Source organism: Streptomyces sp. NRRL B-3229 (assembly GCF_000719505.1).
GTDB classification, from domain to species: Bacteria; Actinomycetota; Actinomycetes; order Streptomycetales; family Streptomycetaceae; genus Streptomyces; species Streptomyces griseorubiginosus.
Genome location: NZ_JOGP01000013.1, coordinates 148,029 through 173,880, shown reverse-complemented (window position 1 = coordinate 173,880; position 25,852 = coordinate 148,029). Strand labels below are relative to the sequence as shown.

Sequence of the window (25,852 nt, the reverse complement as noted above, 5' to 3'; positions counted from 1 at the left end):
CGGTCAGCGGACGCGCTCCGCCACCAGCACCGGTCAGCGCGTGCGCTCCGCCACCAGCACCGGCCGCTCGGGCAGGGACACGGTCACCGCGGCCCCGGCGGTGAGCTCGGCGGACTCGTGGGCGGGCAGATCGGCCTTGACCTCGGTGCCGTCGGCGAGCCGGACGGTGACGCGGACGACCGCGCCCAGGAAGGACGTGGCGACCACCCGGGACGTCCCGTCGGCCTCGGTCCGCAGCCGCACGGCCTCCGGACGCACCAGCACGTCGACCTCGGTCGCCGCCGGCACCGGACCGTCGACCGGCAGCCGCTGCCCGAGCACCTCGACCGTGTCCTGGGCGAGCCGACCGGGGATCCGGCTCATCGTGCCGACGAACTCGGCGACGAACGCGGTGGCGGGGCGGCCGTACAACTCGCCCGGGGTGGCGCACTGTTCGAGCCGGCCGGCGTGCATCACGGCGACCCGGTCGGCCATGGACAGGGCCTCCTCCTGGTCGTGGGTGACGAAGAGGGCAGTGATGCCGAGTTCCTGCTGGAGGCGCCGGATCTCCTCACGGAGGCTGAGCCGCACCTTGGCGTCCAGCGCGGACAGGGGCTCGTCGAGCAGCAGGACGCGTGGGCGCAGGGCGAGCGCGCGGGCCAGCGCGACCCTCTGTTGCTGTCCGCCGGAGAGCTGGTGCGGGAACCGCCCGCCTTGGTCGGCGAGCCCCACGAGTTCCAGCAACTCCGCTGCCCTGGCCCGCCGTTCGGCGGTGCGGACCTTGCGCATGCGCAGTCCGAAGGCCACGTTGTCGAGGGCGTCGAGATGCGGGAAGAGGCTGTACGACTGGAAGACCATCCCGGCGTCCCGGCGGTGGGCCGGGACGCGGCTCACGTCCTCGCCGTCCACCAGCACCCGCCCGGAGTCGGGGTGTTCGAAGCCGGCGAGCATCCTGAGCGCGGTGGTCTTGCCGCAGCCGGAGGGACCGAGCAGCGCGAGGAGTTCACCCGGCCGCACGGTCAGGTCGAGTCCGTCGAGGGCGACGGTCGCGCCGAACTCCCTCCTGAGGCCCTGGAATTCGACGGTGGCCGCGGTCGTCTGGGTCGTGTCAAGGAGGGTCATGGGTCATCCCCGGGAAGCGGTACGGGTACGGCCGCCGAAGCCGGCCAGGACGAGGAGCAGCACCCACGTCACGAGCAGGCTGAGCACGGACACGGCGACGGACAACTGGGCCTGCGAGCCACTGACGTTGACGATCCACACCGCGAAGGGCTGGAAGCCCAGCAGCTGGGCCACGGTGAACTCGCCGAGCACCAGGGCCAGGGTGAGGAAGGATGCGTTGAGCAGGGCGCCCCGCAGGTTGGGCAGGACGGCCCGGACCAGGGCCTGCGGCCAGCCGGCACCGCAGCTGCGGGCGGCCTCGACGAGGGTGCGGACGTCGACGGCCCGGAGACCGGCGTCCAGGGCCCGGTAGACGAAGGGCAGGGCCATCACGACGTAGGCCAGGACCAGGACGAAGGGGAAGTCGGGGTTCTGGATCGCCACGAAGGTCTCGAACAGCGGGGTGCGGGAGAGGTGGTCGGGACCCCATTTGAGGACCGTGCCGATGCCGGCGACGAACGCGATGGGCGGCACGACCAGGGGAAGCGAGCACACCACCTCGACGACGGGCCGCAGCCGGGGCGCCCCGAGCCGCAGGGCTACCATCGCGGGCACCATCAGGAGCAGTACGACGGCGATGGTGGCGAGGGCCAGCTCCAGCGAGAGCAGCAGGCTGGAGACGAACCCGGCGGTGGAGAAGATCTGGGTGTAGGCGTCGAAGGTGATCCCCTGGCCGGGCACGTCGACGGTGAAGACGACGGACGCGGCCAGCGGCACCAGGAAGTACAGTCCGGCGAGGCCGAGCACGCCCCACCGCCACAGGTTCAGGCGAGCCATCGGGCGCTCCTTCGCTGAAGGGGCAGGTAGACGGCCATGACCAGGCCGGCGACCAGGACCATGTCGAGGCTGAGGGCGAGCGCCACGTTCTCCTGGCCGACCAGCACGTTGCCGGAGATCGCGTCGGCGATCTGGAGGGTGACCAGCGGGATCGAACTGCCCACCATCGCGGCGGCGGTGGCGTAGGCGGCGAAGGCGCTGCCGAAGAGCAGCACGAACCCGCCGAGCAGCGTGGGCAGCAGCACGGGCAGGGCCACGAAACGCCAGTACTGCACGGCCGTCGCCCCGTTGTTCCGGGCGGCCTCGCGCCACTGGACGCGCAGTCCGTCGAGCGCCGGGGTGACGGTGAGGACCATCAGCGGGATCAGGAAGTACAGGTAGACGACGACCAGGCCCCAGAAGCTGTAGAGGTCCCAGCCCTTGTCGGTGAGACCGAAGTGCCGGGTCAGCACACCCGCGTTGCCGAGGGTGGCGACGAAGGCGAAGGCCAACGGGACCCCGCCGAAGTTCGCGAGGACCCCGGACGCGGTGAGCACAGCCTCGCGCAGGGCACGGAAGCGGGAGGTCACCACGGCCTGGGCGAGCGGCAGTCCGACCAGGGTGCCGAGCGCGGCAGAGACCGCCGACAGCTTCACGCTGCCGAGGAGTGCGGTGAGGTACGCGCCTTTGAGGGAGGTCGTCAGGTTGTCGAGGGTGTACGAAGTGGCCCCGGTGGCCGGGTCCTTGGCGGTGAACGCGCCGTCCAGCATGGCGATCGCGGGCAGCCCGAAGGCGACCGCGACGAACGCGAGCAGGGGCACGACGGCGACCCAGCCGAGGGACCGGCGCCGCCGACCGGCCTGGGCGGCGGGCGCCGGGTCCACTCGTACGGCGGTGGCCGTCATCCGGAGACGGCCTTCGCCCAACCCCCGGCGATGACCGTCTTGGCCTTGTCCTGCTGGGCCTCGGTCGGGAACTTGGGCGTTCCGCTGACCTCGGGCAGCTTGGCCGCGGCGGCCTTGTCGAGGGTGCCGGCCTTCTCCAGGGCGGTCATCAGGGCCGGGCGGGCGTATCCCTTGAGCCAGAGGTTCTGGCCCTCGGTGCTGTAGAGGTACTCCTGCCACAGGCGGGCGGCCGCGGGGTGCGGGGCGTCCTTGTTGATGGCCTGGGAGTAGTACTGCGAGAACTGGCCGTCGCTCGGTACCGTGACCTTCCAGTCGACGCCCTTGGACTTGAACTCGTCGGCGTACCCGGCGTTCAGGTAGTCCCAGTCGATGCTGATCGGGGTCTCGCCCTTCTCGACGGTGGCCGGGGTGGACTCGACGGGCGTGTAGTTGCCGTTCTTCTTCAGCTTGGCGAAGAAGTCGAGGCCGGGCTGGATGTCGTCGAAGGAGCCGCCGCTCGCGAGCGCGGCCGCGTAGACGCCGCCGAAGGCCGAACCGGACTTGGTGGGGTTGCCGTTGAGGGCGACCTGGCCCTTGTACTGCGGCTTGAGCAGGTCGGCGAAGGTGGTGGGGCAGGTCTTGACCCGCTTGGCGTCGCAGCCGATGGAGATGTAGCCGCCGTAGTCGTTGTACCAGCGGGCCTGTGTGTCCTTCTGGCCTGCGGGGATGTCGTCGTACGACTGGACCTTGTAGGGCGCGAGCAGGCCCTGCTGGGCCGCGCTGAGCGCGAAGGAGCTGCCCAGGTCGAGGACGTCGGGTGCCCGGTCCTGGCCCTTGCGGGAGGTCACGGCGTTGATCTCGTCCTGGCTGGTGCCGTCGGGGTTCTCGTCCGAGATCTTGATGCCGTACTTCTTCTGGAAGCCGTCGATCAGGGCGCCGTAGTTGGCCCAGTCGCGGGGCAGCGCGATGGCGTTGAGCGTGCCCTCCTTCTTGGCGGCGGCGACCAGCTTGTCCAGGCCGCCGAAGTCGGCCGCGGAGGTGGCGGTGGCGGCGCTCTTGCCGTCGGCGGTCGTCGACGTGGTGTCGGGGGCGGCGCCGCAGGCGCTCAGGGCGAGGGCGGCGAGGGTGGCGAGAACACCGGCGGCGGCGGTTCTCGGCAGGGACACGGTCACGGCTTCTCCAGGGGACGCGCGAGGGTGCAGGAGCCATACAGGAGTCAAGAAGGAGAGAACTTGTCTGAACAAGTTGGCCTCAGTAAGGCTGCCGCTGGTGTCCTGTTCGTAAACACTGTCGAAACACCGGCCCCCGAATTCCCGCACAATCCGTGGCACCCGGGAACCCGCCGGAACGTCGACTAGGCTGGTCACGCTGTGCACAGCATTCGACTCAGAGGGGAAGCATGCCGACGCGACACGAGGAGATCGCCGACGAGCTGCGCCGGGCGATCGACCGCGAGGAGTACACCGTCGGCAGTCTGCTGCCCGCCGAGACGGAGCTCGCGGCGCAGTACGGCGTCTCGCGAGGAACGGTCCGGCAGGCGGTCGCGACGCTCACCGCGGAGGGGCTCATCGGCTCCCGCCAGGGCGCCCGGCGCGTGGTGCTCGCCAGCCGTCGCAGCCAGAGCTTCGCGGAACTGCGCAGCTTCGCCGAGTGGGCCCGGGCGATGGGGCGCGAGGCCACCGGGCAGGTCGTCTCGCAGGAGTACCGGCCGGCCTCCAAGGAGGACTCCATCCGTCTCCAACTGGCCTTCGGCACACCTGTGTTGCATGTCCTGCGGGTGCGCGGCCTGGACGGTGAACCGGTGTTGCTGGAGCGGACGGTGTACGCCGACTGGATCTCCCCGACCGTCGAGACCATCGAGCCCGACTGCCCCTCGGTCACCCAACGCCTGTACGACGACACGGGGTTGGTCTTCGCCTACGGCGAGCACGTGATCGACGCGGTGGCGGCGGGGGCACGGGACGCGGAGCTGCTGGAGATCCGCCGCACCAGCCCCCTCCTGCGGGTCCGCCGGGTCACCACGACCCGCGAGGGCCGCCCGGTGGAATGGTCGGACGACCGCTACCGCTCGGACGCGGTGAGCTTCAGCGTCCACAACTCGATAGACAACAACGCCCTGGCCCGCAAGACAGCGGAGTAGACGAAGGAGGTTCCGGTGAACATCCCCGCACTGCCCCGGATCGACGAGCACACCACACTGGTCCAGGCCGACGTGGGCGACGTCTGGCGGGCACTCTGCGAGACCCTGGAGGAGTCCTTCGGCCGCCCCCGCGCCGCCCGCTACGCCCGTCTCGTGGGCGTCGCCGACCGTACGGCGTCCGGACCGCGGCCCCTCGCGGAGGGCTCGGCATTCCCCGGGTTCCGGGTGGCCGAAGCGGTCCGGGGACGGGATCTGGTCCTCATCGGGCGGCACCGCTTCTCCACGTACGCCCTGATCTTCCGCCTGGAGGGGCGCGACGGCGGCCGCATCCTGCTGCGGGCCGAGTCCCGGGCCCGCTTCCCCGGCCCCTTCGGTGCCCTCTACCGGTTCCTGGTGATCTCCTCCGGCGCGCACGCCCTGCTCACCGGGCGACTGCTGGCGGGGGTCCGGCGGCGGGCCGGGCCGGTCAGGTAGGTGAGCCCGAGGAGAAGCGGCGGAGCAGCGGGGAGAGGACCAGCACCGACTTGGTGCGCTCCACGAACGGCTCCCCCGCGATCCGCTCCAGGACCCGCTCGAAGTGCCGCATGTCGGAGGCGAAGACCTGGACCACCGCGTCGGCGTCCCCGGTGACGGTGGAGGCGGCCACGACTTCCTGGTAGCGCTCCAGGCCCCGCTGGATGGTCTCCGGGGAGGTGTTGCGCCGGCAGTAGATCTCGACGAACCCCTCGGTCTCCCAGCCGAGGGCCGCCGGGTCCACCCGCACGGTGAAGCCGGTGATGGCTCCGGTCGCGCGCAGCCGGTCCACGCGCCGCTTCACCGCGGGCGCGGACAGACCGACGATCTGCCCGATGTCCGCGAAGGAGCGGCGGGCGTCCTCGGCGAGGGCGTGCACGATGCGTTCGTCGAGATCGTTCAGCACGGTGGGTGGGTCAGCCTTCGGGTGTTGCGAGTCGGGAGCGGCGATGGCCGTACACGAAGTAGAACACGAGCCCGGCGGCCATCCAGACCCCGAAGACCACCCAGGTGACGGTGGACAGGCTGCCCATCATCCAGACGCAGAAGCCGAGGCCCAGTGCGGGCAGGACCGGCGAGAGCGGGACGCGGAACGTGCGGGGCATGTCCGGGCGGGTCCGGCGCAGCACCACCACGGCGATGTTGACCAGTGCGAAGGCGAAGAGCGTGCCGATGCTGGTGGCGTCGGCGAGCTGGCCCAGCGGGATCGCCGCGGCCAGCACTCCGCAGAACAGGGACACGATCACCGTGTTGGCCCGGGGCGCGCCCGTCTTCGGGTGGACCCGCCCGAACACCTTCGGCACGAGTCCGTCCCGGGACATCGCGAAGAGGATGCGCGTCTGGCCGTAGAGCACGGTCAGCACCACGCTCGCGATGGCGACGACCGCGCAGAACGCCAGCACGGTGCCCCAGAGGCTCTGCCCCGTGACGTCCCGCATGATCTGGGCGAGCGCGGCCTCGGAGTCGTTGAAGTGCTGCCAGGGCTTCGCGCCGACCGCGACGGCCGCGACCAGGACGTACAGCGCGGTCACGATGACCAGCGACAGCATGATCGCGCGCGGCAGGTCGCGCTGCGCGTTCCTGGCCTCCTCACCGGCGGTGGAGGCGGCGTCGAAGCCGATGTAGGAGAAGAACAGCGTGGCCCCGGCCGCGCTCACGCCCGCCATGCCCAGCGGCATGAAGTGCTCGTAGTTGCCGGAGCGGAAGCCCTGGACGCCGATCGCGCAGAACAGCACCAGCGCGGCGATCTTGACGACGACCATGACGGTGTTGGCGCGGGCCGACTCGCGGGCGCCGCCGAGCAGGAACGCCATCGCGAGGAGGACGACGATCAGCGCGGGCAGGTTGAAGACCCCGCCGTCGCCGGGCGGGGCGGACAGCGCGTCCGGGATGGTGACGCCGATGGTCCCGTCGAGCAGCTCGTTCAGGTACTCGCCCCAGCCGACGGCCACGGCGGCGACCGAGACGCCGTACTCCAGGACCAGGCACCAGCCGCATATCCAGGCGACGAGCTCGCCCATGGTCGCGTAGGCGTAGGAGTACGAGGATCCGGCGACCGGGATGGTGCCGGCCAGCTCGGCGTAGGAGAGGGCCGAGAACAGGGCGGTCAGGCCGGCGATCACGAAGGACAGCGTGACGGCCGGGCCCGCCTTCGGCACGGCCTCGCCGAGGACCACGAAGATCCCGGTGCCGAGGGTGGCGCCGATGCTGATCATCGTCAGCTGCCAGAGGCCGAGGGAGCGCCGCAGCGCGCCTCCGTCGCCCTGGCCGCCCTCGGCGACGAGGCGTTCCACCGGCTTGCGCCGCATGAGGCGCGCGCCGAGCCCCGTCGCCTGTGGGGTGCGCTGTCGCGGGGGTGCGCCTTGGTCGAGCACGCGCTGACTCCTTCGTCGTTGCAGGTGGGTACAGCGAAGCACCCTATGAGGCCGGGGGTCACAGCCGTAATGCAGCAACCTTGCACGCACTCGCAAGATCGTTGCGTTCCGCACCGAAGGGCGGCCCTTCGTTGCGCACGCCCCTGACCGGGCACGCGAACGGCCCCCGCATCCCGGCGGGGGCCGTTCGCGACGGACCTAGCTCCAGCTGGCGTGCAGCGGCTTGCCCTCCGCGTAGCCGGCCGCGCTCTGGATGCCGACGACCGCCTTCTCGGCGAACTCGGCCAGGGAGTTCGCACCCGCGTAGGTGCAGGAGGAGCGCACGCCCGCGATGATCGAGTCGATCAGGTCCTCGACGCCCGGGCGGGCCGGGTCGAGGAACATCCGGGAGGTGGAGATGCCCTCCTCGAAGAGCGCCTTGCGGGCCCGGTCGTACGCCGACTCCTCGGACGTACGGTTGCGCACGGCCCGCGCGGACGCCATGCCGAACGACTCCTTGTAGAGCCGCCCGCTCGCGTCCTGCTGGAGGTCGCCCGGCGACTCGTAGGTGCCCGCGAACCACGAACCGATCATGACGTTGGACGCGCCGGCGGCCAGTGCCATGGCGACGTCGCGGGGGTGCCGTACACCGCCGTCGGCCCACACGTGCTTGCCGTACTTCCGCGCCTCGGCCGCGCACTCCAGCACGGCGGAGAACTGCGGCCGGCCGACGCCGGTCATCATCCGGGTGGTGCACATGGCACCGGGGCCCACGCCGACCTTGATGATGTCGGCACCGGCCTCGACGAGGTCCCTGACGCCTTCCGCGGCCACGATGTTGCCGGCCACGATCGGGACCTGCGGGTCGAGCGCCCGGACCGTCCTGATCGCGGTGATCATCGACTCCTGGTGGCCGTGGGCGGTGTCGATGACGAGCGTGTCCACGCCCGCGTCGAGCAGCTGCTTGGCCTTGCCCGCCACATCGCCGTTGATCCCGACCGCGGCGGCGATCCGCAGCCTGCCCTGCGCGTCGACGGCCGGGGTGTACAGCGTGGCCCGGAGGGCGCCCTTGCGGGTGAGGATGCCGGCGAGCTTGCCGTCCTCGTCGACGGCCGGGGCGTAGCGGCGGTTGGCCGTGTCGAGCCGGTTGAAGGCCTCGCGCGGGTCGATGTCGGCGTCCAGGAGCAGCAGGTCGCGCGACATGACGACCTCCAGCTGGGTGAAGCGGTCGACGCCGGTCAGGTCCTGGTCGGTGACGACACCGACGGGCCGGCCGGCCTCGTCGACGACCACGCCGGCGTTGTGCGCCCGCTTGGGCAGCAGGGCCAGGGCGTCGGCGACGGTCTGGTGCGGGGCCAGCACGATCGGGGTGTCCAGGACGTGGTGGCGGCTCTTCACCCAGGACACGACCTCGGTGACGACCTCGATCGGGATGTCCTGCGGGATGACGACGAGGCCGCCGCGCCGGGCCATCGTCTCGGCCATGCGGCGCCCGGCGATGGCGGTCATGTTGGCGACGACCAGCGGAATAGTGGTCCCCGTGCCGTCCGGGGAGCTGAGGTCCACGCCCTGCCGCGAGCCGACGGCACTGCGGCTCGGGACCATGAAGACGTCGTCGTACGTCAGGTCGTACGGGGGCTGGATGTCGTTGAGGAAACGCACGTGCTGCACATCCCAGTCGATCGGAGGCGGCCCCCGGTCAGGTCAGCCAGGGGGAAAGAGCACGTACTTCATTCTCCCACGTCGGCCGCGCCGTCACCCACGGGCGAATCGTCCAGACCGGCCGGAGGCGCGTTGGGACGAACCTCCAAGGACGAGCCGGTCACCGTTCCCGAGCAGCGCGGAGGGGCGGCCACCGCACGGTGACCGCCCCTCCTGCCATGCCGGTATGCCCCGCCGTCAGGACCCGTCCGGGTCCGCCCGGCTGAGGGCCGGCTTCGGGGCGGGGCCCGCAGTCATCAGGGAGTCCGCGGCGGAGGTGTCCGTCACCAGGCTGGTGACGAGCCCCGACCGCAGCACCGCGTCGATCGCGGCCGCCTTCCGCTGTCCGCCCGCGATCGCGACGACCTCGGGGATACGGCGGAGCTGGTCGGCCTTGACGGTGATGCACCGCTCGCCGAGGTCCCGCCCGACGCGGCGGCCCTCGGCGTCGAAGAGGTGGGCGGACATCTCGGCGGCGACACCGAGCGAGGCGTAGTGGCCGCGCTCCTCGTCGCTGAGCATGTCGTGCACCGTCGAGATGCCGGGCTCCCAGGAGCCGATGGAGACACAGGCGACCGTGACCTTGTCGAAGTACTCGAAGGCCCGGGCGATCCCTGTCTGGTTGCGCAGCGCGGCCGCGGTCGCCGCGTCCGGCAGCAGCATCGGCGCGTAGATGGGGTGGGCGTCCCCGCCGGACACCTGGGCGGCCCGCCGTACCGCCTCCACCGAGCCGCGCTCGGCGGTCCCGGCGTCGTAGACACCCGTCAACTGCACGACCGTGCAGGGCGGCAGCCGGTCCAGGGCCGCCGCCATGTGGATGGTGGACCGGCCCCACGCCAGTCCCAGCACATCCCCCTCGTTGACCAGCTCGCCGAGCAGGTCGGCGGCCACTTCCCCCAGGTTCTCCGGGTCGGGCGACTCCTCGACATCGGCCGGGGACTCGACCACGACGGCGTGCCTGAGGCCGTACCGGGCGCGGAGCGCGTCGGAGCGCTCGGCGTCCAGTTCGGCCGGCACGCGGATCTCGATCCGTACGAGATCCCGTTCGAGGGCGGTCTCCAGGACCCGGGCCACCTTGAAGCGGCTGACGCCGAACTCCTCCGCGATCTGGATCTTGGACTTGCCCTCGAGGTAGAAGCGGCGGGCCATGGCCGCCGCCTGCACCAGCTCAGCGGGTCCCATCCGCATGGCTGACCGGCCCGCCGACATACCCGACACGGCGATCTCCTCACTGCTGTTCACACTCTGGATTCGCCGTTCATCCTTGCAGATCCGGCGCACTTGATCAGCCCTGATCGAAGCCGTTCACGTTCCTGACGCTCAGTGGTCGCACGCCCACGACGCCTTGGCGGTCGCCTCCTCTGCCTGCTTGCGCAATGCACGTACCGCTTCGACCGGGTCGGACGCCCCGTACACCGCGGACCCCGCGACGAAGACGTCGGCCCCCGCCTCCGCACAGCGCTCGATGGTGCCGGCCGAGACCCCGCCGTCGACCTGGAGCCACAGCTCAAGGCCGTGCTTCCTGATCAACTCGCGGGTCCGGCGAATCTTGGGGAGCATGATGTCGAGGAACGCCTGCCCCCCGAACCCGGGCTCGACCGTCATGATCAGCAGCATGTCGAGCTCGGGGAGCAGGTCCTCGTACGGCTCGATCGGCGTCGCGGGCCTCAGCGCCATGGAGGCACGCGCGCCCTTGGCCCGGATCTCCCGGGCCAGCCGCACCGGAGCGGCGGCCGCCTCCACGTGGAAGGTGACGGAGGAGGCCCCCGCCTCTACGTACTGGGGCGCCCAGCGATCGGGGGCCTCGATCATCAGATGGCAGTCCAGCGGGGTGTCCGTCGCACGGGCCAGCGACTCTACGACCGGCACGCCGAGCGTGAGGTTCGGGACGAAATGGTTGTCCATGACGTCGACGTGGAGCCAGTCGGCTCCCTCGACCGCCTTCGCCTCGTCCGCGAGGCGGGCGAAGTCGGCGGACAGGATGCTGGGGTTGATCTGCGCGGCCATACCCCAAGCCTCCCATGCCGAGGCCCGACGGGGCGCGCCGGTCCGGACCTAAGCCGTTCATCGGATGTTGTGAACGAGCTGTGCGTGCCATGCTGGGCGGCTGCTCGACTCGACTGGTGGCGCCGGGGGTGGCCATGACCGGAAATCGAGGCATCGCGCACTTCGTCTGCGGACGGCGTGCGAAATGGGTGGTACTGGCCCTGTGGCTGGTGGTGCTGTTCCTGACGGCACCGCTTGCCTCCAAGCTGACCGACGCCCAGGACAACGACGCGGCCTCCTGGCTGCCCGGCTCCGCGGAGTCGACCCAGGTCCTCCAGATCTCCGAGGACTTCAGGCCGGAACAGATCCCCGCGGTCGTCGTCTACGCGCGCGAGAGCGGTCTCACGGCGCGGGAACGGGCCACCATCGCGAAGGACGTCGCCGAGATCAAGCGGCTGACGGCGCACGGCATCCGCGGACCGGAGACCCGGGGACCGGTCTACGACCGGCCGAGCGACCCGCGCGCGGCCCAGATCATCGTCCCGATCACCATGGACGAGAAGGGCTGGCAGGAGATCGCCCCGGCGGTCGACTCGCTCCGTGACGTGGTCGGCAAGGGCGGCGACGGACTCGCCGTGCACATCACCGGCCCCGGCGGCACCTCCGCGGACTTCTCCAAGGCCTTCGAGGGCATCGACTCGACCCTGCTGCTGTCGGCCATGGGCGTCGTGATCGTCATGCTGCTCATCACCTTCCGCAGCCCCACCCTGCTCCTCGTCCCGCTGCTCTCGGTGGTCGCGGCACTCTTCACGGCACAGGCCTTCATCTACCTGCTCGCCCGGCACGCGGGCCTCACGGTCAACGGCCAGAGCGCGGGCATCCTGACGGTCCTCGTCTTCGGGGCGGGGACCGACTACGCCCTTCTGCTGGTCGCCCGTTACCGGGAGGAACTGCACCATCACGAGGACCGCCACGAGGCGATGGCCCGCGCCCTGTACCGCGCAGGCCCCGCCGTGCTGGCCTCCGGCGCGACCGTCGTCCTGAGCATGCTGGTGCTGCTGGCCGCCGAGATGAACTCGACCCGCGGTCTGGGCCCGGTCGCCGCGATCGGGGTCATGGTCGCCCTGCTCGCGATGATGACCCTGTTCCCCGCCCTGCTGGTGATCTTCGGCCGCTGGATCTTCTGGCCGGCGACCCCGCGCTTCGGCGCCCCCGACCGCATCGAGACCGGCGTCTGGGCCCGCACCGGGCGCCGGATCGCCCAGCGGCCCCGCATGGTCTGGATCATCACGGCGCTGGTCCTCGCGGTGTGCTCGCTGGGCCTGATCCAGCTGCGCGCCGAGGGCATCTCCAACGCGGACGCGTTCACCGGCAAACCGGACTCGATCACCGGCCAGGAGGTGTCCGCGAAGTACTTCCCGGCAGGCAGCGGCGACCCCTTGGTGATCGTCAGCAACCAGGCGCAGGCACGCCAGGTGGGCGAGGCGGTCGCGGGGACACGGGGTGTGGTGCCGGAGTCCCTCGGTCTGCCGCCGGGCACGAAACCGGTGTACGAGGGGAAGGTCCTGTTCGAGGGGACGATGACGGCCCCGGCCGACAGCGAGGCCGCGAAACGGACGGTCGAGCGGGTCCGGGACGCCGTCCACGCGGTCCCGGACGCCCATGCCCGGGTCGGCGGCGGTACGGCCGCGCTGCTGGACATGGACAGGGCCACCACGCACGACAACATCCTGATCATCCCGCTGGTGCTGGCGGTCGTCCTGATGATCCTGTGCGGACTGCTGCGCGCCCTGATCGCCCCGCTGCTGCTGATCGGGACCGTGATCCTGTCCTTCACGGCGGCCCTGGGCATCAGCGCCCTGGCCTTCCGCCACCTCTTCGACTACGCGGGCGAGTCGACGGACTTCCCGCTGTTCGTCTTCGTCTTCCTGGTCGCCCTCGGCATCGACTACAACATCTTCCTGACCACCCGGATCCGCGAGGAGGCGGCCCACCGCGGCACACGGCCGGGTGTGGTCACGGGCCTGGCCGCGACCGGCGCGGTCATCACCTCCGCCGGCCTGGTCCTGGCCGGCACCTTCGCCGCTCTCGGCACCCTCCCCATGGTCGGCTTCGCGGAGATCGGCTTCGCGGTGGCGCTGGGCGTCCTCATCGACACGTTCATCGTGCGGTCGGTCCTGGTGACGTCCCTGTTCCTGGACGTGGGAAAGAAGATCTGGTGGCCGCACAGTCTTGCCCAGGAGGGGGCTGAGCCGACCCACCCAGGCGCGCGGGGAACTGCGCGACCGGCCGAAACGGCGCAGCAGACGAACGACTAGGTTTCCCTGTCGCTCGGATGATCACCCCGTCCTGCGAATGACCGCCATGTACATCGCATCGGTGCCGTGCACATGCGGCCACAACTGGACGTCCGGCCCCTCGCCGAGCTCCGGTACGCCCGGGAACAGCGGTCGCGCGTCGACCAGTTCAGTGGACGGCCACTGCTTGAGCACGTCCTCCACGACCGCCCGCGTCTCCGCGAGATGAGGCGAGCACGTGGCATACCCGACGACCCCGCCCACCCGCACCGAGTCGAGCGCGGTGCTCAGCAACTCCCGCTGCAACGGCCCGAACCCCTCCAGGTCCTCGGGCCGGCGCCGCCACCGCGCCTCCGGGCGCCGCCGCAGCGCCCCGAGCCCGGTGCACGGCACGTCCATCAGCACCCGGTCGAAGGTGCCGGGCCGCCAGGGCGGCCGGGTCCCGTCCGCGGCGATGACCTGGTACGGCCCCGGGTTCCCGTGGAGCGCCTTGGCGACGAGCCCGGCCCGGTGGGGCTGCTTCTCGGAGGCGAGCAGCACGGCTCCCCGCTCGGCGGCCAGCGCGGCGAGCAGCGCGGCTTTGCCCCCCGGCCCCGCACAGCCGTCGAGCCACTTCTCGTCCCGGCCCTCCACAGGCGCGTTCGCGAGGGCCAGCGCGACGAGCTGACTCCCCTCGTCCTGCACCCCGGCCCGGCCTTCGCGTACGGCGTCCACGGCACCGGGCTCACCGCCCTCGGCCAGCCGTACGGCGTACGGCGACCAGCGTCCGGGGACGGCGGCCTCCTCGCGCAGCAGTTCCTCGGTGCCGGACCGGCCCGGCCGGGCGACCAGCGTGACCTCGGGCCGCTCGTTGTCGGCCGCCAGCAACCGCTCGATGCCGGCCCGTCCGCCGCCGAGGGAGTCCCACAGCGCGGAGACGACCCAGCGGGGGTGGGAGTGCACGACGGCGAGGTGGTCCTCGGGGTCGTCGTCGTAGGGCGGAGCGACCTTGGCGAGCCACCCGTCGAGATCGTCCTGGGCGACCTTGCGCAGCACGGCGTTGACGAACTTGGCCCGTCCGTCCCCGAGCACGACCCGGGCGAGCTCGACGGTGGCGGACACGGCTGCGTGCGTCGGGATGCGTGTCCCGAGCAGCTGGTGCGCGCCGAGGCTCAGCACGTCGAGCACCGGCGGGTCGACCTCGCGGAGCGGCCGGTCGACGCATTCGGCGATGATCGCGTCGTACGTCCCCTGCCGGCGCAGTGTCCCGTAGACGAGCTCGGTGGCGAGCGCCGCGTCCCGCCCCTCGAAGCCGCCCTTCTCCCGTGCCTTGCGCAGCAGCGGCGGCAGGACGAGGTTGGCGTACGCGTCCCGCTCGTCCACGGCCCGCAGCGCCTCGAAGGCAAGGAAACGGACGGGGTCCTTCTGGGGCCGACGGTAGGGCTTGCCGGTCTTGCCGGGCTTGCCGTTCTTTGAGGGCCGACTGGGCTGCTCGCTCACGAAAAAGGTGCTCCGGGGGTATGGGCTGGATACGCCCCAAGGGTACGTCCGCCGGGGGCCGGGCCGCCCTCCGAGGGGCGCCTCACCGTACGAGGCCCTGGCGGTTTCCTCATACGGCGCTCGGCGTCACCGACCCGCCGTCACTCCCCGCGTCACCCGCCGACGTTCTCCCCGTCCGCGATCCTGACCCCCCGCGCCCAGTCCGCGGCCTTCATCGGCTTCTTCCCCTGCGCCTGCACCCAGAGCAGCTCGACGCCGTACGACCCCGTACCGACGTGGACACTGTTCTTGCCGACGGCGAGCGCGCCGGGTGCGAGATCGGTCCGGTCGGCGGCCGGACGGACCTGGATCAGCTTGAGCCGCTCGCCGCGGAACGTCGTCCACGCCCCGGGCGCGGGGTGGCACCCGCGCACGACCCGGTCCACCCGCAGCGCCGGCGCGGACCAGTCCACCCGGGCGTTTTCGACGGTGATCTTCGGGGCGACGGTGATCCCCTCGGACGGCTGCGGTACGGCCTTCAGCGTGCCGTCCGCGATCCCGTCCATGGTCGCCTCGAGCAGCCCGGCCCCGGCGAAGGCGAGCCGGGTCAGCAGGTCACCGCTGGTGTCGGTGTGCCGGATCTCCTCGGTGACGGTGCCGTAGACGGGCCCGGAGTCCAGCCCCTCCTCGATGAGGAAGGTCGAGGCCCCCGTGATCTCGTCCCCCGCCATGATCGAGTGCTGCACGGGAGCGGCACCGCGCCAGGCGGGCAGCAGCGAGAAGTGCAGGTTGACCCAGCCGTGGGCGGGGATGTCGAGGGCGACCCGGGGCAGCAGGGCGCCGTAGGCGACAACGGGGCAGCAGTCGGGGGCGATCTCCCGCAGTCGCTCGAGGAACTCGGGGTCCCGCGGCCTGACCGGCTTCAGGACCTCGATCCCCGCCTCCTCGGCCCGCTCCGCGACGGGGCTCGCGACCAGCCTGCGCCCCCGTCCGGCCGGCGCGTCAGGCCGCGTGACGACGGCGGCGACCTCGTGCCGCCCGGAGGCGATGAGAGCGTCCAGAGCGGGAACGGCGACCTCGGGAGTACCGGCGAAGACGAGCTTCATGGGTGGGCGGGACCTCTCGGACGAGGGTGACGACGGGCGACGCACAAGTCTATGGCGCCCCGCCCCCGGGGCCCGCGAGGAACCCCCGCGGCAGCGCCCCGCACCCTTGGCCAAGGCGCGCACTCCCCGCCCCCGGCGCACGCATATGCCGGTACGCCCCCACTGCGTGACCAGCGGAGCGTAGACGCGTTGGTCAAGAAAGAGTTGACCACAACGGGCCGCGATCGCGGCCCCGTCCTTTTCAACGCCGGTTCGAGAGGCTTGTTCATGGCCGACCACGCAACCCACGACGCCCAGGCTCGGGCCAGCCTGCACTTGCTGGTGCGGGACATCGAGCGGGTCCGCCGGCAGGTGGACGCACTGCGCACGCTGACCGCCCAGCTGGGCAACGTCTACCGCCCGCGCCGCTCCGGCCCCTCCACGGGCTTCGTCGTCTACGGACGCGCGCCCGCCCCCACGGTCCGTCTCGCGCAGGAGCTGCGGGACAGCGTCGAGACCCTGGTGACGGCCGCGGTCGACTTCGACCGCTCGCTCGGCTTCTCGTGGGACGCGGTGGGTTCCGCTCTCGGGGTCACCAAGCAGGCGGTCCACCGCCGTTACGGCGCCCGCAGGGCCGCGGCCCAGACCCCGGCCGACACCGAGCGCACCCCGGAGCCGACGGGAACCCGCACGGTCAGCGTCAACACCGGCATCCCCGCGGTCCCGTCGGTCCCCACGGTTCCCGCGGCCCGCTCCATGCCGACCCAGCCCACCGCGGGCAGCCCCGCCCTCCGCGAGGACGCAAGGCCCACCGCCTTCCCCAGCCCCCGCAACGGCTGACCCAGCCCGTCCCCTCTTCTGCCCTTCCCTCTGCGGGGAGGGCAGACGTACGTGCCGCAGGCGCTCTGGCGACCAGCACGGCCGAGGTGTGTACTGAGGGCCGCATATGAGGGTGGGGGACCATGTCGCGAACGCCGGATCCGGGAGCACCTGAGTCGAACCGCGAGGAAGACGAGGAGCCCTGGCTGCACAGTGACGAGGTCTCCGAGCTGTGGCAGGTGCGTAAGCACTGGCTGCCGAGCGTCGCCGCTCTCGCAGACGTCCGCAGTCGCGAGTTCGGCGGGGAGAGCCGGGGCACCTACGGAGCCGCACCCACCTTTCACCACTATCACCCGGGGGATGCCCGGCGAGCCGCGTCGACCATCGCCGAGGGCGGCGTCGAGATCCCGTCGACCTGGCGCCTCGACACTCCTGCCGGTCGGCTGGTCGAGAAGGGGAGCCTGTTCGCGTTCCGTCTCGGCTGCCTGGTCGTCGTGGCCCTGGTCCTCAGCATGGTGTTGCTGCTGGTCCACGCTCTGGCGTCTTCCTGAGTCGGCACATCACCGGCCGAACGCCACCCGCGCTCCAGCACACGACCGTCACCCATGTCACCCGATGTCAGGCGGATCCACCCGCACCCACACCACCCCTTCCCCCCGCGCGGCCATCCGCGCGGCCTGGGCGGCCTTCAGCGCGGAAGCCAACGCGGCGCCCCGCCCGGGCGGCACCCGCACCAGCACCCGCTCCCACCGTTCTCCCACCGGCGGTGCCCCCACCCTCCGAGGCCCCGCGCCCGCCGTCACCGGCAACGGCACCGGTCCCAGCACCTCGGCCTCGGCAGGCAGCTCCACCGCCGACAGGAACCCGGCCAGCGCCTCCCCCGTCCCCGACACCGCGGCCATCCGGGACACCGGCGGAAACCCCAGCTCCGCCCGCTCTCCCAGCTCCCGGACCGCATGGCCCACGGGATCCCACCGCACCAACGCCTGCACCGGCCGCAATGTCGGCTCGGCGACGACCACCACCGTCCCCCCGGCCCCCTGCCCCCGCACCAGCGCAGCCGCCGCGATCCACCGCCGCAGCGCGTCCTCCCCGGCCCGCAGATCCGGCCGCCCGAGCATGGCCCACCCGTCGAGGAGCAGCGCCGCCGCATACCCGCCCTCGGCGACCGGCTCCGCCCCCGGCGTACTCACCACCAGGGCCGGCGCCCCCGGCACGGTGTCGAGCACATGCTCACGCCCCGACGTGCGCACCGGAACAGCGGGGAACGCCCGCCCCAGCTCCTCCGCGGTGCGCCGAGCCCCCACCACCTGGGCCCGCAGCCGGAACCCCCCGCACTCCGGACAGTGCCAGGCCGCCTCCTCGCGCCCGCACCACCCGCACTTCAGCGCCGCCCCGGACTCCTGCCCCTCCAAGGGGCCGGAGCAGTGCCGACACCGCGCCGGCGCACGGCAGTTGCCGCACGCCATCCGCGGCACATACCCCCGACGGGGCACCTGCACGAGCACCGGCCCGTGCCGCAGCCCTTCCCTGACGGCCTGCCAGGCGAGCGTCGGCAGACGGGCCGCCCGCGCCGCCTCGTCCCGCGCGAGATCCTGGTCCCCGACGGTCCGCACCAGCGGAGCGACGGCCCGCACCTGCTCCCGCGAGGCGACGAGCGGCCCTGCCCACCCGGTCTCGACCAGCTGTGCGGCCTCCACCGTGCAGCTCCAACTCCCGAGCAGGAAAGCGCACTTGTCCAGCGCGGCCCGCAACAACAGCACTTCGCGCGCATGCGGCTGCGGGGCATGCGGCTCACTGTGGCTGTCGTCGCCGTCGTCCCACAGGGCGACGAGCCCCAGGTCCTGCACGGGCGCGAACATGGCGGCCCGCGTCCCGACCACCGCACGCACCGCCCCCCGCCGTACGGCCAGCCACTCGCGGTACCGCTTCTCCGGCCCGGCGTCGGCGGTCAGGACGGCGTGCCGCCCCTCCCCCAGCACCGAGGTCAGCGCGGCGTCGACCCGCGCGACGGCCCGGCCGTCCGGTACGACGACCAGGGCCCCCCGTCCGGAGGACAGGGTCGCGGCGACGGCCCGCGCCAGCTCCTCGCTCCACTCGGGCCCCGGCAGGGCGTTCCAGACCGCCCGGGGAGTGCCTCCCGAGGCCAGCGACTCCAGGAACGCGCTCCCGCGCTCGTAACGCCCCCAGGACCCCGCCTCGGGCGCCTCGGGGGGTGGCAGGGGCGCGGGCGAGGACCGCTGTTCGGCCCGGGCACTGCGCGGCGGCACGGCGAGCTGGAGCACATCGGCGAGGCTGCCCGCATACCGGTCGGCGACGGCCCGGGCGAGCCCCAGCAGCTCCTCGCTGAGCACCCGCTCCGGAGACACGACCTGGGCGAGCGCGGCCAGGGGCCCGGAGTAGTCCGACTCGGCGAGCCGCTCGATCAGAAACCCGTCGATCAGGCCGCCGCCCTCCCGCCGCCCGTCCCTGACCCGTCCGCGCCCGGCCCCGAACCGCACCCGGACCCGCACCCCCGGTTGCGCGTCCGCGTCGAGCTCCTCGGGCACCGCGTAGTCGAAGTACCGGTCGAGATGCAGCACGCCCTTGTCGACGAGAACCCGCGCGACGGGCAGCTCCTTGGCGAGCGCGGCCCCCCGCCAGGTCCGCGGCTTGGCCCGCGGCACCTTGGCCTTCCGCACACTCTCCCGAATGAACGCAAGCTGCTCGGGGGGCGCCCCCTCCGCCCCCTCGCCCGTCACCCCGTTCTCGCTGCTCACCCGGACATTCTTACCAGCCCCCACTGACAACCGCCGCAGCCGGAAGCCCGGTTCCCGCCGCCCCGTTGCCGCGCGAACCGTGCCCGTGAAACGCCGAGGCCCGGCACCCCCGAAGGGGCACCGGGCCTCGCGTCAACCGAAGGGCTCTGCGGTACTACAGCCCCGCGGCCTTGCGCAGCGCCTCCACGCGGTCCGTCTTCTCCCACGTGAACTCGGGCAGCTCGCGGCCGAAGTGGCCGTACGCCGCCGTCAGGGAGTAGATCGGGCGCAGCAGGTCGAGGTCGCGGATGATCGCGGCCGGACGCAGGTCGAACACCTCGTCGATCGCCTTCTCGATCCGGTCGGTGTCGACCTTCGCGGTGCCGAAGGTCTCCACGAACAGACCGACGGGCTCGGCCTTGCCGATCGCGTACGCCACCTGGACCTCGCAGCGCGAGGCCAGACCGGCGGCAACGACGTTCTTGGCGACCCAGCGCATCGCGTACGCGGCCGAACGGTCCACCTTGGACGGGTCCTTGCCCGAGAAGGCACCGCCGCCGTGGCGGGCGTAGCCGCCGTACGTGTCGATGATGATCTTGCGGCCGGTCAGACCGGCGTCACCCATCGGGCCGCCGATCTCGAAGCGACCGGTCGGGTTGACCAGGAGACGGTAGCTGTCCGTGTCCAGCTTGATGCCCTCGTCCAGGAGCGCCTTGAGCTCCGGCTCCACGACGAACTCGCGGATGTCGGGCGCGAGCAGCGACTCCAGGTCGATGTCGGAGGCGTGCTGCGAGGAGACCACGACGGTGTCCAGACGGACCGCCTTGTCACCGTCGTACTCGATGGTGACCTGGGTCTTGCCGTCGGGACGCAGGTAGGGGATGGTGCCGTTCTTGCGGACCTCGGACAGGCGCTTGGCCAGCCGGTGCGCCAGGAAGATCGGCAGCGGCATCAGGGTCGGGGTCTCATCCGTCGCGTAGCCGAACATCAGACCCTGGTCGCCCGCACCCTGGCGGTCCAGCTCGTCCTCGTCGCCCTCGACACGGTTCTCGTACGCCGTGTCGACGCCCTGCGCGATGTCCGGCGACTGCGCGCCGATCGACACCGATACACCGCAGGAGGCGCCGTCGAAGCCCTTCTTGGAGGAGTCGTAACCGATCTCCAGGATCTTCTCGCGCACCAGCTGGGCGATGGGCGCGTAGGTCTTGGTGGTGACCTCACCGGCCACGTGCACCAGACCGGTGGTGATCAGCGTCTCGACGGCGACCCGGGACGTCGGGTCCTCCTTGAGCAGCGCGTCGAGGATGGTGTCACTGATCTGGTCAGCGATCTTGTCGGGGTGGCCCTCGGTCACGGACTCCGAGGTGAACAGGCGACGGGACACAACGCTCCCTGGGGTTGCAGCGGCTGCTGTCTGATCATTGTCGGACGGGCTCGGGGGCTGCGCCCGGCGTCGTCCGAGAACAGCTTATCGGTCGTGCTCGGCCATCGGCCTCCCTGTCTCGCCTCTCGGGAGGGCTGTGACCTGCGGCACGCGCATTGTGCCCAATTCCGAGCGGGCTTGGCCAGGGGCGCCACACCTCCGTGGCAGAGGTGTGAAGGGGCCGAGAAGCGAAGGAAACACTCAGGAGAGGCGCGCCGCCACCAGGTCCCAGACGGTTTCGGCCAGGAACTCCTTCGGTCCGTACGGGACCGGGGTCTCGCTGCCGTCGGCACCGAGCACCACGGCCTCGTTCTCCTCGGACCCGAAGGTCTTGCGCTCGCCCACCTCGTTGACGACGAGGAGGTCGCAGCCCTTGCGCTCCAGCTTCGTGCGGCCGTTGGCCAGCACGTCATCGGTCTCGGCGGCGAAGCCGACGACGACCTGACCGGGGCGGGCGCGCTCGGCGGAGATCTCGGCGAGAATGTCCGGATTCCGCACCAGGACGACGGGCTCGGGGTCCTGGCCGTCCTTCTTCTTGATCTTTCCGGTGGCGTAGTCCCGCGGCCGGAAGTCCGCGACCGCGGCCGCCATGACGACCGCGTCGGCGTCGGCCGCCGCCTTGAGGACCGCCTCACGCAGCTGTACGGCCGTCCCGACCCGGACGATGTCCACGCCGGCCGGGTCGGGCAGGCCGGTGTTCGCCTCGACGAGCGTGACCCGGGCGCCGCGCGCGGCGGCGGTGCGGGCGAGGGCGTAGCCCTGCTTGCCGGAGGAACGGTTGCCGAGGAAGCGGACCGGGTCGAGGGGCTCGCGGGTGCCGCCCGCGCTGACGACGACATGCCGGCCGGCGAGGTCGGGCTCCCGCACCCCTCTGGCGAGCACACGGCGGCACACCTCGAAGATCTCGGACGGCTCCGGCAGCCGGCCCTTGCCGGTGTCGACGCCGGTCAGCCGGCCGACGGCGGGTTCGATCACGATCGCGCCGCGCCGCCGCAGGGTCGCCACGTTCTCCTGCGTGGCCGGGTGTTCCCACATCTCGGTGTGCATCGCGGGGGCGAAGACGACCGGGCAGCGGGCGGTGAGGAGGGTGTTGGTGAGCAGGTCGTCGGCGAGGCCGTGCGCGGCCTTGGCGAGCATGTCGGCGGTGGCCGGGGCCACGACCACGAGGTCGGCGTGCTGTCCGATACGGACGTGCGGGACCTCGTGGACGTCGTCCCAGACCTCCGTGGAGACCGGGTTGCCGGAGAGGGCGGACCAGGTGGCTGCGCCGACGAAGTGCAGCGCGGAGGCGGTGGGGACGACGCGGACCTCGTGCCCGGACTCGGTCAGCCTGCGCAGCAGTTCACAGGCCTTGTAGGCGGCGATGCCACCGCTGACGCCCAGCACGACCTTCGGCTTGTCCACCAGGTCTCCCCTTCGTCGAAGCAACGACTCCATGACACACCACAGGCCCGACAGTCGCGCTGCCGGGCCTGTGGAAAAGCCAACTGCAATCTGAACGTACTACTGCGCCGGGCCCTCGACGGCCTCGGACGTCAGCAGACCCGCGTTGATCTCGCGGAGGGCGATCGAGAGCGGCTTCTCGTGGACGTGGGTGTCCACCAGCGGACCGACGTACTCGAGAAGGCCCTCGCCGAGCTGCGAGTAGTACGCGTTGATCTGGCGGGCCCGCTTGGCCGCGTAGATCACGAGGCTGTACTTCGAGTCGGTGGCCTCGAGGAGCTCGTCGATCGGCGGGTTGATGATGCCCTCGGGCGCGGAGATGGAAGAGGACACGCTCTACCTTCCGATGGATGGGAAAGAATCAGTGTCAGTGACCGCTGACGATCACAGGACATCCATCAAGGCTAGCAGCTCGCGCGCCACGTCCTCGACGGAGGTGTTGACCAAGGTCACATCGAACTCGGTTTCGGCCGCCAGTTCGACCTTCGCCGCCTCCAGGCGGCGAGCGATCACCTCGGGCGGCTCCGTGCCCCGTCCGGTGAGTCTGCGCACCAGCTCCTCCCAGGAGGGAGGAGCCAGGAACACCAGCTGGGCGTCCGTCATGGACTCACGGACCTGCCGGGCACCCTGGAGGTCGATCTCCAGCAGGACGGGCTCACCGGCCTCCAGCCGCTCCAGCACGGCCGCACGCGGCGTGCCGTAGCGATTGCCGGCGAACTCGGCCCACTCCAGCAGCTCACCGTTGGCGATCAGCTTGTCCATCTCCTCGTCGGTGACGAAGAAGTACTGGACACCGTGCTTCTCGCCGGGGCGGGGCTTGCGGGTCGTCGCCGACACCGAGAGCCAGACCTCGGGGTGTTCCTTGCGCATATGGGCGACGACCGTGCTCTTGCCGACCCCTGAGGGGCCGGAGAGCACGGTCAGCCGCGGACGTTCACTCATACAGCGATTATTCCAGCAAACCCGGGGTGCCCGGGCTCAGGAACCGGTGCTGCCGAACTCACGCTCCAGCGAAGCGATCTGGTTGGAACCGAGGCCGCGTACACGACGGCTCTCGGAGATGCCCAGACGCTCCATGATCTGCTTGGCGCGGACCTTGCCCACGCCCGGCAGGGACTCGAGCAGGGCGGAGACCTTCATCTTGCCGATGACGTCGTTCTCCTGGCCCTGCTTGATGACCTCGTGCAGGGAGGCGCCGGAGTGCTTGAGTCGATTCTTGACCTCGGCCCGCTCCCGGCGAGCCGCGGCGGCCTTTTCGAGCGCGGCTGCGCGCTGTTCAGGGGTAAGGGGCGGAAGAGCCACGCCTACGTCACCTCGGATGTCGAACTGTCGGATACGGACCGGTGAGGAACCTAGTCGCCCCACACCTGGTGAGCCACGAGCAACACACTTGCCCGTTGACTCTGCTCGGAGACTAGCGGCCAACTCCGCCAGAGTCAGCGAGAACTGCGGAAAAGTCCTGGTCAGCCTCCGTCAGGACGGACATTCCTGACATACTGCCCCGGATTTGAGGATGTATTCAGGCTCAAGCAGGCCTGTGACCACTCGTCGAACCGGCTGTCGAACCCCTTGCCGGGGACTCGAACGAGAAAATCGAACCTTCTCAGCCGGTCGGCAGCGCCGCACGGACCTCGTCCGCGAACCGCTCGGCGGACGCGCGCAGCGCCCCGGCGTCCGGACCGTGCCGCAGCACTCCCCGGCTGACGTTCGGGACGACATTGCGGATCGCCCTGCCGAAGACCCGGGGCAGATCGGCCGGGGTGGCTCCCTGGGCGCCGACACCGGGCGCGAGGAGCGGGCCGTTGATGTCCAGGTCGTAGGACGACAGATCGCCGAGGGTGGCCCCCACGACCGCGCCGAAGGACCCGAGAGGCTGCTCCCCGGTGTTCTCGGCGGCCAGGTGGGCCAGCATGGTCGCGCCGACGTCACGGCCGTCCGCGCGGACCGCGTGCTGGACCTCGCCGCCCTCCGGGTTGGAGGTGAGCGCGAGCACGAACAGGCCCGCGCCGCTCTCCCGCGCCAGCGCGACCGCCGGCGCGAGCGAGCCGTAGCCGAGGTACGGCGACACGGTCAGCGCGTCCGAGAACAGGGGCGAGTCCTTGTGCAGGAAGGCCTCGGCGTACGCGGCCATGGTGGAGCCGATGTCGCCGCGCTTGGCGTCCATGAGGACCAGCGCCCCGGCCGCCCGCGCCTCCTGGACCGTCTGCTCCAGGACGGCGACACCGCGCGAGCCGAAGCGCTCGAAGAACGCGCTCTGCGGCTTGAACACGGCGACCCGGTCGGACAGCGCCTCGACGACGGTGCGGCTGAACCGCTCCAGGCCGGCCACGTCGTCGTTCAGGCCCCACTCACCGAGCAGCGAGGCGTGCGGGTCGATTCCGACGCACAGCGGGCCGCGCTCGTCCATGGCGTGGCGCAGGCGGGCGCCGAAGGGCTCGTACGAGGTCATGCCGTCTTCCTCACGTCGGCGCCGACCGCGTCGGCGAGGGTGGCGTGGGGGCTCGTGCGCAGGCGCGCGGCGAGCCCCTTGTGGATGGCCCGGCTCCAGAAGGGGCCCTCGTAGACGAACGCGCTGTAGCCCTGGACCAGCGTGGCACCGGCCAGGATGCGCTGCCAGACGTCCTCGGCGTTCTCGACGCCGCCGACGCCCACCAGGGTGATCCGGTCGCCCACGCGCGCGTACAGGCGCCTGAGGACCTCCAGGGAACGCTCCTTGAGGGGCGCCCCGGAGAGCCCGCCCGTCTCCTTCACCAGGGAGGCCTCGGACCTCAGGCCCTCGCGCGCGATGGTCGTGTTGGTGGCGATGATCCCGTCCAGCCCGAGCTCGACGGCGAGGTCGGCCACCGCGTCGACGTCCTCGTCGGCGAGGTCGGGCGCGATCTTGACCAGGAGCGGGACCCGGCGGTGCGCGACGATGCGGTCCGCGGCCTCACGGACGGCGGCCAGGAGCGGACGCAGGTGGTCGACGGCCTGGAGGTTGCGCAGCCCGGGCGTGTTGGGCGACGACACGTTCACCACGAGGTAGTCGGCGAAGGGGGCGAGCCGCTCGGCGGACTTCACGTAGTCACCGACGGCCTCGGCCTCCGGGACGACCTTGGTCTTGCCGATGTTGACGCCCACGACGGTCTTGAAGACCGGCTCGCGGGACGCGAGACGGGCCGCCACGGCCAGCGAGCCCTCGTTGTTGAAGCCCATGCGGTTGATGAGCGCGCGGTCCGGCACCAGGCGGAACAGCCGCTTCCTGGGGTTGCCGGGCTGCGCCTCCCCGGTCACCGTGCCGATCTCGATGTGGTCGAAGCCGAGCATCGCCATGCCGTCGACGGCGACCGCGTTCTTGTCGAAGCCGGCGGCCAGTCCGAAGGGGCCGTGCATGCGCAGCCCGAAGGCCTCGGTGCGCAGCTCCCGGTACCGGGGGGCCAGGGCCGCCGCGACGAAGGTGCGCAGCACGGGGATCCGGACGGCGAGGCGGATCCACCGGAAGGCCAGGTGGTGGGCCTTCTCCGGGTCCATGCGCTGGAAGACGAGGTTGAAGAAGATCTTGTACATGGTTCCTCACGACGACATGGGTGTCCTCACGAAGAGGGGGACACCGTTTCCGGTGTCCCCCTCGGGGCCG

General features: G+C 71.5%; 24 protein-coding genes. 5 read left to right on the top strand and 19 right to left on the bottom strand.

Features of this window, described 5'->3' with window-relative positions; genetic code table 11:
* Window positions 1–33 precede the first annotated feature (33 nt).
* Genes IF54_RS0122760 through IF54_RS0122745 form a run of 4 tightly spaced genes read right to left on the bottom strand, consistent with a single transcriptional unit; the run spans window position 34 to window position 3,952 of the window.
* Window positions 34–1,101: an ABC transporter ATP-binding protein gene (locus IF54_RS0122760; RefSeq protein WP_030321563.1), complete on the bottom strand. Its 1,068-nt coding sequence runs from the start codon at window positions 1,099–1,101 to the stop codon at window positions 34–36.
* A gap of 3 nt (window positions 1,102–1,104) precedes the next feature.
* Window positions 1,105–1,917, bottom strand: coding sequence for an ABC transporter permease (locus IF54_RS0122755; RefSeq protein WP_030321561.1), 813 nt, complete (start codon window positions 1,915–1,917; stop codon window positions 1,105–1,107).
* Complete coding sequence (locus IF54_RS0122750) at window positions 1,905–2,801, bottom strand: ABC transporter permease (protein WP_030321558.1); 897 nt, start codon at window positions 2,799–2,801, stop codon at window positions 1,905–1,907. The genes IF54_RS0122755 and IF54_RS0122750 overlap by 13 nt, the downstream gene beginning before the upstream one ends.
* Window positions 2,798–3,952 carry an ABC transporter substrate-binding protein gene (locus tag IF54_RS0122745; RefSeq protein WP_030321556.1) on the bottom strand — a complete coding sequence of 385 codons (1,155 nt, stop codon included), beginning with the start codon at window positions 3,950–3,952 and terminating at the stop codon, window positions 2,798–2,800. The genes IF54_RS0122750 and IF54_RS0122745 overlap by 4 nt, the downstream gene beginning before the upstream one ends.
* Window positions 3,953–4,179: 227 nt before the next feature.
* Here IF54_RS0122745 and IF54_RS0122740 point away from each other — a divergent pair, with 227 nt between their 5' ends.
* Window positions 4,180–4,920, top strand: coding sequence for a GntR family transcriptional regulator (locus IF54_RS0122740; protein WP_030321555.1), 741 nt, complete (start codon window positions 4,180–4,182; stop codon window positions 4,918–4,920).
* A gap of 15 nt (window positions 4,921–4,935) precedes the next feature.
* Window positions 4,936–5,394 carry a hypothetical protein gene (locus IF54_RS0122735; RefSeq protein WP_030321553.1) on the top strand — a complete coding sequence of 153 codons (459 nt, stop codon included), beginning with the start codon at window positions 4,936–4,938 and terminating at the stop codon, window positions 5,392–5,394.
* On the opposite strand, the gene IF54_RS0122730 is transcribed toward IF54_RS0122735, so the two are convergent.
* The 5 genes from IF54_RS0122730 to rpe form a co-directional block, all read right to left on the bottom strand.
* Window positions 5,387–5,839, bottom strand: a complete 453-nt coding sequence (locus tag IF54_RS0122730) for an Lrp/AsnC family transcriptional regulator (protein WP_020138123.1) — start codon at window positions 5,837–5,839, stop codon at window positions 5,387–5,389. The two genes, IF54_RS0122735 and IF54_RS0122730, sit on opposite strands and share 8 nt — an antisense overlap.
* A 10-nt stretch (window positions 5,840–5,849) precedes the next feature.
* Window positions 5,850–7,307, bottom strand: a complete 1,458-nt coding sequence (locus tag IF54_RS0122725; protein WP_030321551.1) for an amino acid permease — start codon at window positions 7,305–7,307, stop codon at window positions 5,850–5,852.
* Between the two features lie 198 nt (window positions 7,308–7,505).
* Window positions 7,506–8,948, bottom strand: coding sequence for a GuaB1 family IMP dehydrogenase-related protein (locus tag IF54_RS0122720; RefSeq protein WP_030321549.1), 1,443 nt, complete (start codon window positions 8,946–8,948; stop codon window positions 7,506–7,508).
* 237 nt (window positions 8,949–9,185) lie between these two features.
* A complete protein-coding gene (locus IF54_RS0122715) occupies window positions 9,186–10,229 on the bottom strand; it encodes a sugar-binding transcriptional regulator (protein WP_030321547.1) in 1,044 nt (347 codons plus the stop codon).
* 78 nt (window positions 10,230–10,307) lie between these two features.
* Entirely contained in the window at window positions 10,308–10,994 is a 687-nt protein-coding gene (rpe, locus tag IF54_RS0122710) for a ribulose-phosphate 3-epimerase (protein WP_030321546.1), read from the bottom strand.
* Between the two features lie 134 nt (window positions 10,995–11,128).
* Here rpe and IF54_RS0122705 point away from each other — a divergent pair, with 134 nt between their 5' ends.
* Complete coding sequence (locus IF54_RS0122705) at window positions 11,129–13,291, top strand: MMPL family transporter (RefSeq protein ID WP_030321544.1); 2,163 nt, start codon at window positions 11,129–11,131, stop codon at window positions 13,289–13,291.
* Between the two features lie 21 nt (window positions 13,292–13,312).
* Here IF54_RS0122705 and IF54_RS0122700 read toward each other — a convergent pair whose 3' ends face one another.
* Window positions 13,313–14,749, bottom strand: a complete 1,437-nt coding sequence (locus IF54_RS0122700; RefSeq protein WP_030321542.1) for an RsmB/NOP family class I SAM-dependent RNA methyltransferase — start codon at window positions 14,747–14,749, stop codon at window positions 13,313–13,315.
* 152 nt (window positions 14,750–14,901) lie between these two features.
* A complete protein-coding gene (fmt, locus tag IF54_RS0122695; RefSeq protein ID WP_030321539.1) occupies window positions 14,902–15,834 on the bottom strand; it encodes a methionyl-tRNA formyltransferase in 933 nt (310 codons plus the stop codon).
* Window positions 15,835–16,101: 267 nt separating this feature from the next.
* Between fmt and IF54_RS0122690 the strand changes: the two genes are divergently transcribed.
* Both IF54_RS0122690 and IF54_RS0122685 read left to right on the top strand, forming a co-directional pair.
* The gene (locus IF54_RS0122690; protein ID WP_030321538.1) at window positions 16,102–16,653 is read left to right on the top strand and encodes a hypothetical protein; all 552 of its coding nucleotides are present in this window, start codon (window positions 16,102–16,104) and stop codon (window positions 16,651–16,653) included.
* 122 nt (window positions 16,654–16,775) lie between these two features.
* A complete protein-coding gene (locus IF54_RS0122685) occupies window positions 16,776–17,183 on the top strand; it encodes a hypothetical protein (RefSeq protein ID WP_030321536.1) in 408 nt (135 codons plus the stop codon).
* Window positions 17,184–17,240: 57 nt separating this feature from the next.
* Here the strand turns inward: IF54_RS0122685 and IF54_RS0122680 are convergent, their stop codons facing one another.
* The 8 genes from IF54_RS0122680 to IF54_RS0122645 form a co-directional block, all read right to left on the bottom strand.
* Window positions 17,241–19,391 (bottom strand): primosomal protein N', encoded by a 2,151-nt coding sequence (locus tag IF54_RS0122680; RefSeq protein WP_030321534.1) that lies wholly within the window; start codon window positions 19,389–19,391, stop codon window positions 17,241–17,243.
* A 154-nt stretch (window positions 19,392–19,545) separates the two neighbouring features.
* Window positions 19,546–20,754 (bottom strand): methionine adenosyltransferase, encoded by a 1,209-nt coding sequence (gene metK, locus IF54_RS0122675; protein ID WP_030321533.1) that lies wholly within the window; start codon window positions 20,752–20,754, stop codon window positions 19,546–19,548.
* 240 nt (window positions 20,755–20,994) lie between these two features.
* Window positions 20,995–22,197 (bottom strand): bifunctional phosphopantothenoylcysteine decarboxylase/phosphopantothenate--cysteine ligase CoaBC, encoded by a 1,203-nt coding sequence (gene coaBC / locus IF54_RS0122670; RefSeq protein WP_030321531.1) that lies wholly within the window; start codon window positions 22,195–22,197, stop codon window positions 20,995–20,997.
* Window positions 22,198–22,296: 99 nt separating this feature from the next.
* On the bottom strand, window positions 22,297–22,569 hold the full coding sequence (gene rpoZ / locus IF54_RS0122665; RefSeq protein WP_003988945.1) for a DNA-directed RNA polymerase subunit omega: 273 nt from the start codon (window positions 22,567–22,569) through the stop codon (window positions 22,297–22,299).
* Between the two features lie 51 nt (window positions 22,570–22,620).
* Window positions 22,621–23,178: a guanylate kinase gene (gene gmk / locus IF54_RS0122660; protein WP_030321530.1), complete on the bottom strand. Its 558-nt coding sequence runs from the start codon at window positions 23,176–23,178 to the stop codon at window positions 22,621–22,623.
* Window positions 23,179–23,214: 36 nt separating this feature from the next.
* Entirely contained in the window at window positions 23,215–23,538 is a 324-nt protein-coding gene (locus IF54_RS0122655) for an integration host factor (protein WP_003977346.1), read from the bottom strand.
* A 301-nt stretch (window positions 23,539–23,839) separates the two neighbouring features.
* Window positions 23,840–24,685 carry an orotidine-5'-phosphate decarboxylase gene (pyrF, locus tag IF54_RS0122650; RefSeq protein ID WP_030321527.1) on the bottom strand — a complete coding sequence of 282 codons (846 nt, stop codon included), beginning with the start codon at window positions 24,683–24,685 and terminating at the stop codon, window positions 23,840–23,842.
* A complete protein-coding gene (locus IF54_RS0122645; protein ID WP_030321526.1) occupies window positions 24,682–25,782 on the bottom strand; it encodes a quinone-dependent dihydroorotate dehydrogenase in 1,101 nt (366 codons plus the stop codon). The genes pyrF and IF54_RS0122645 overlap by 4 nt, the downstream gene beginning before the upstream one ends.
* Window positions 25,783–25,852 lie beyond the last annotated feature (70 nt).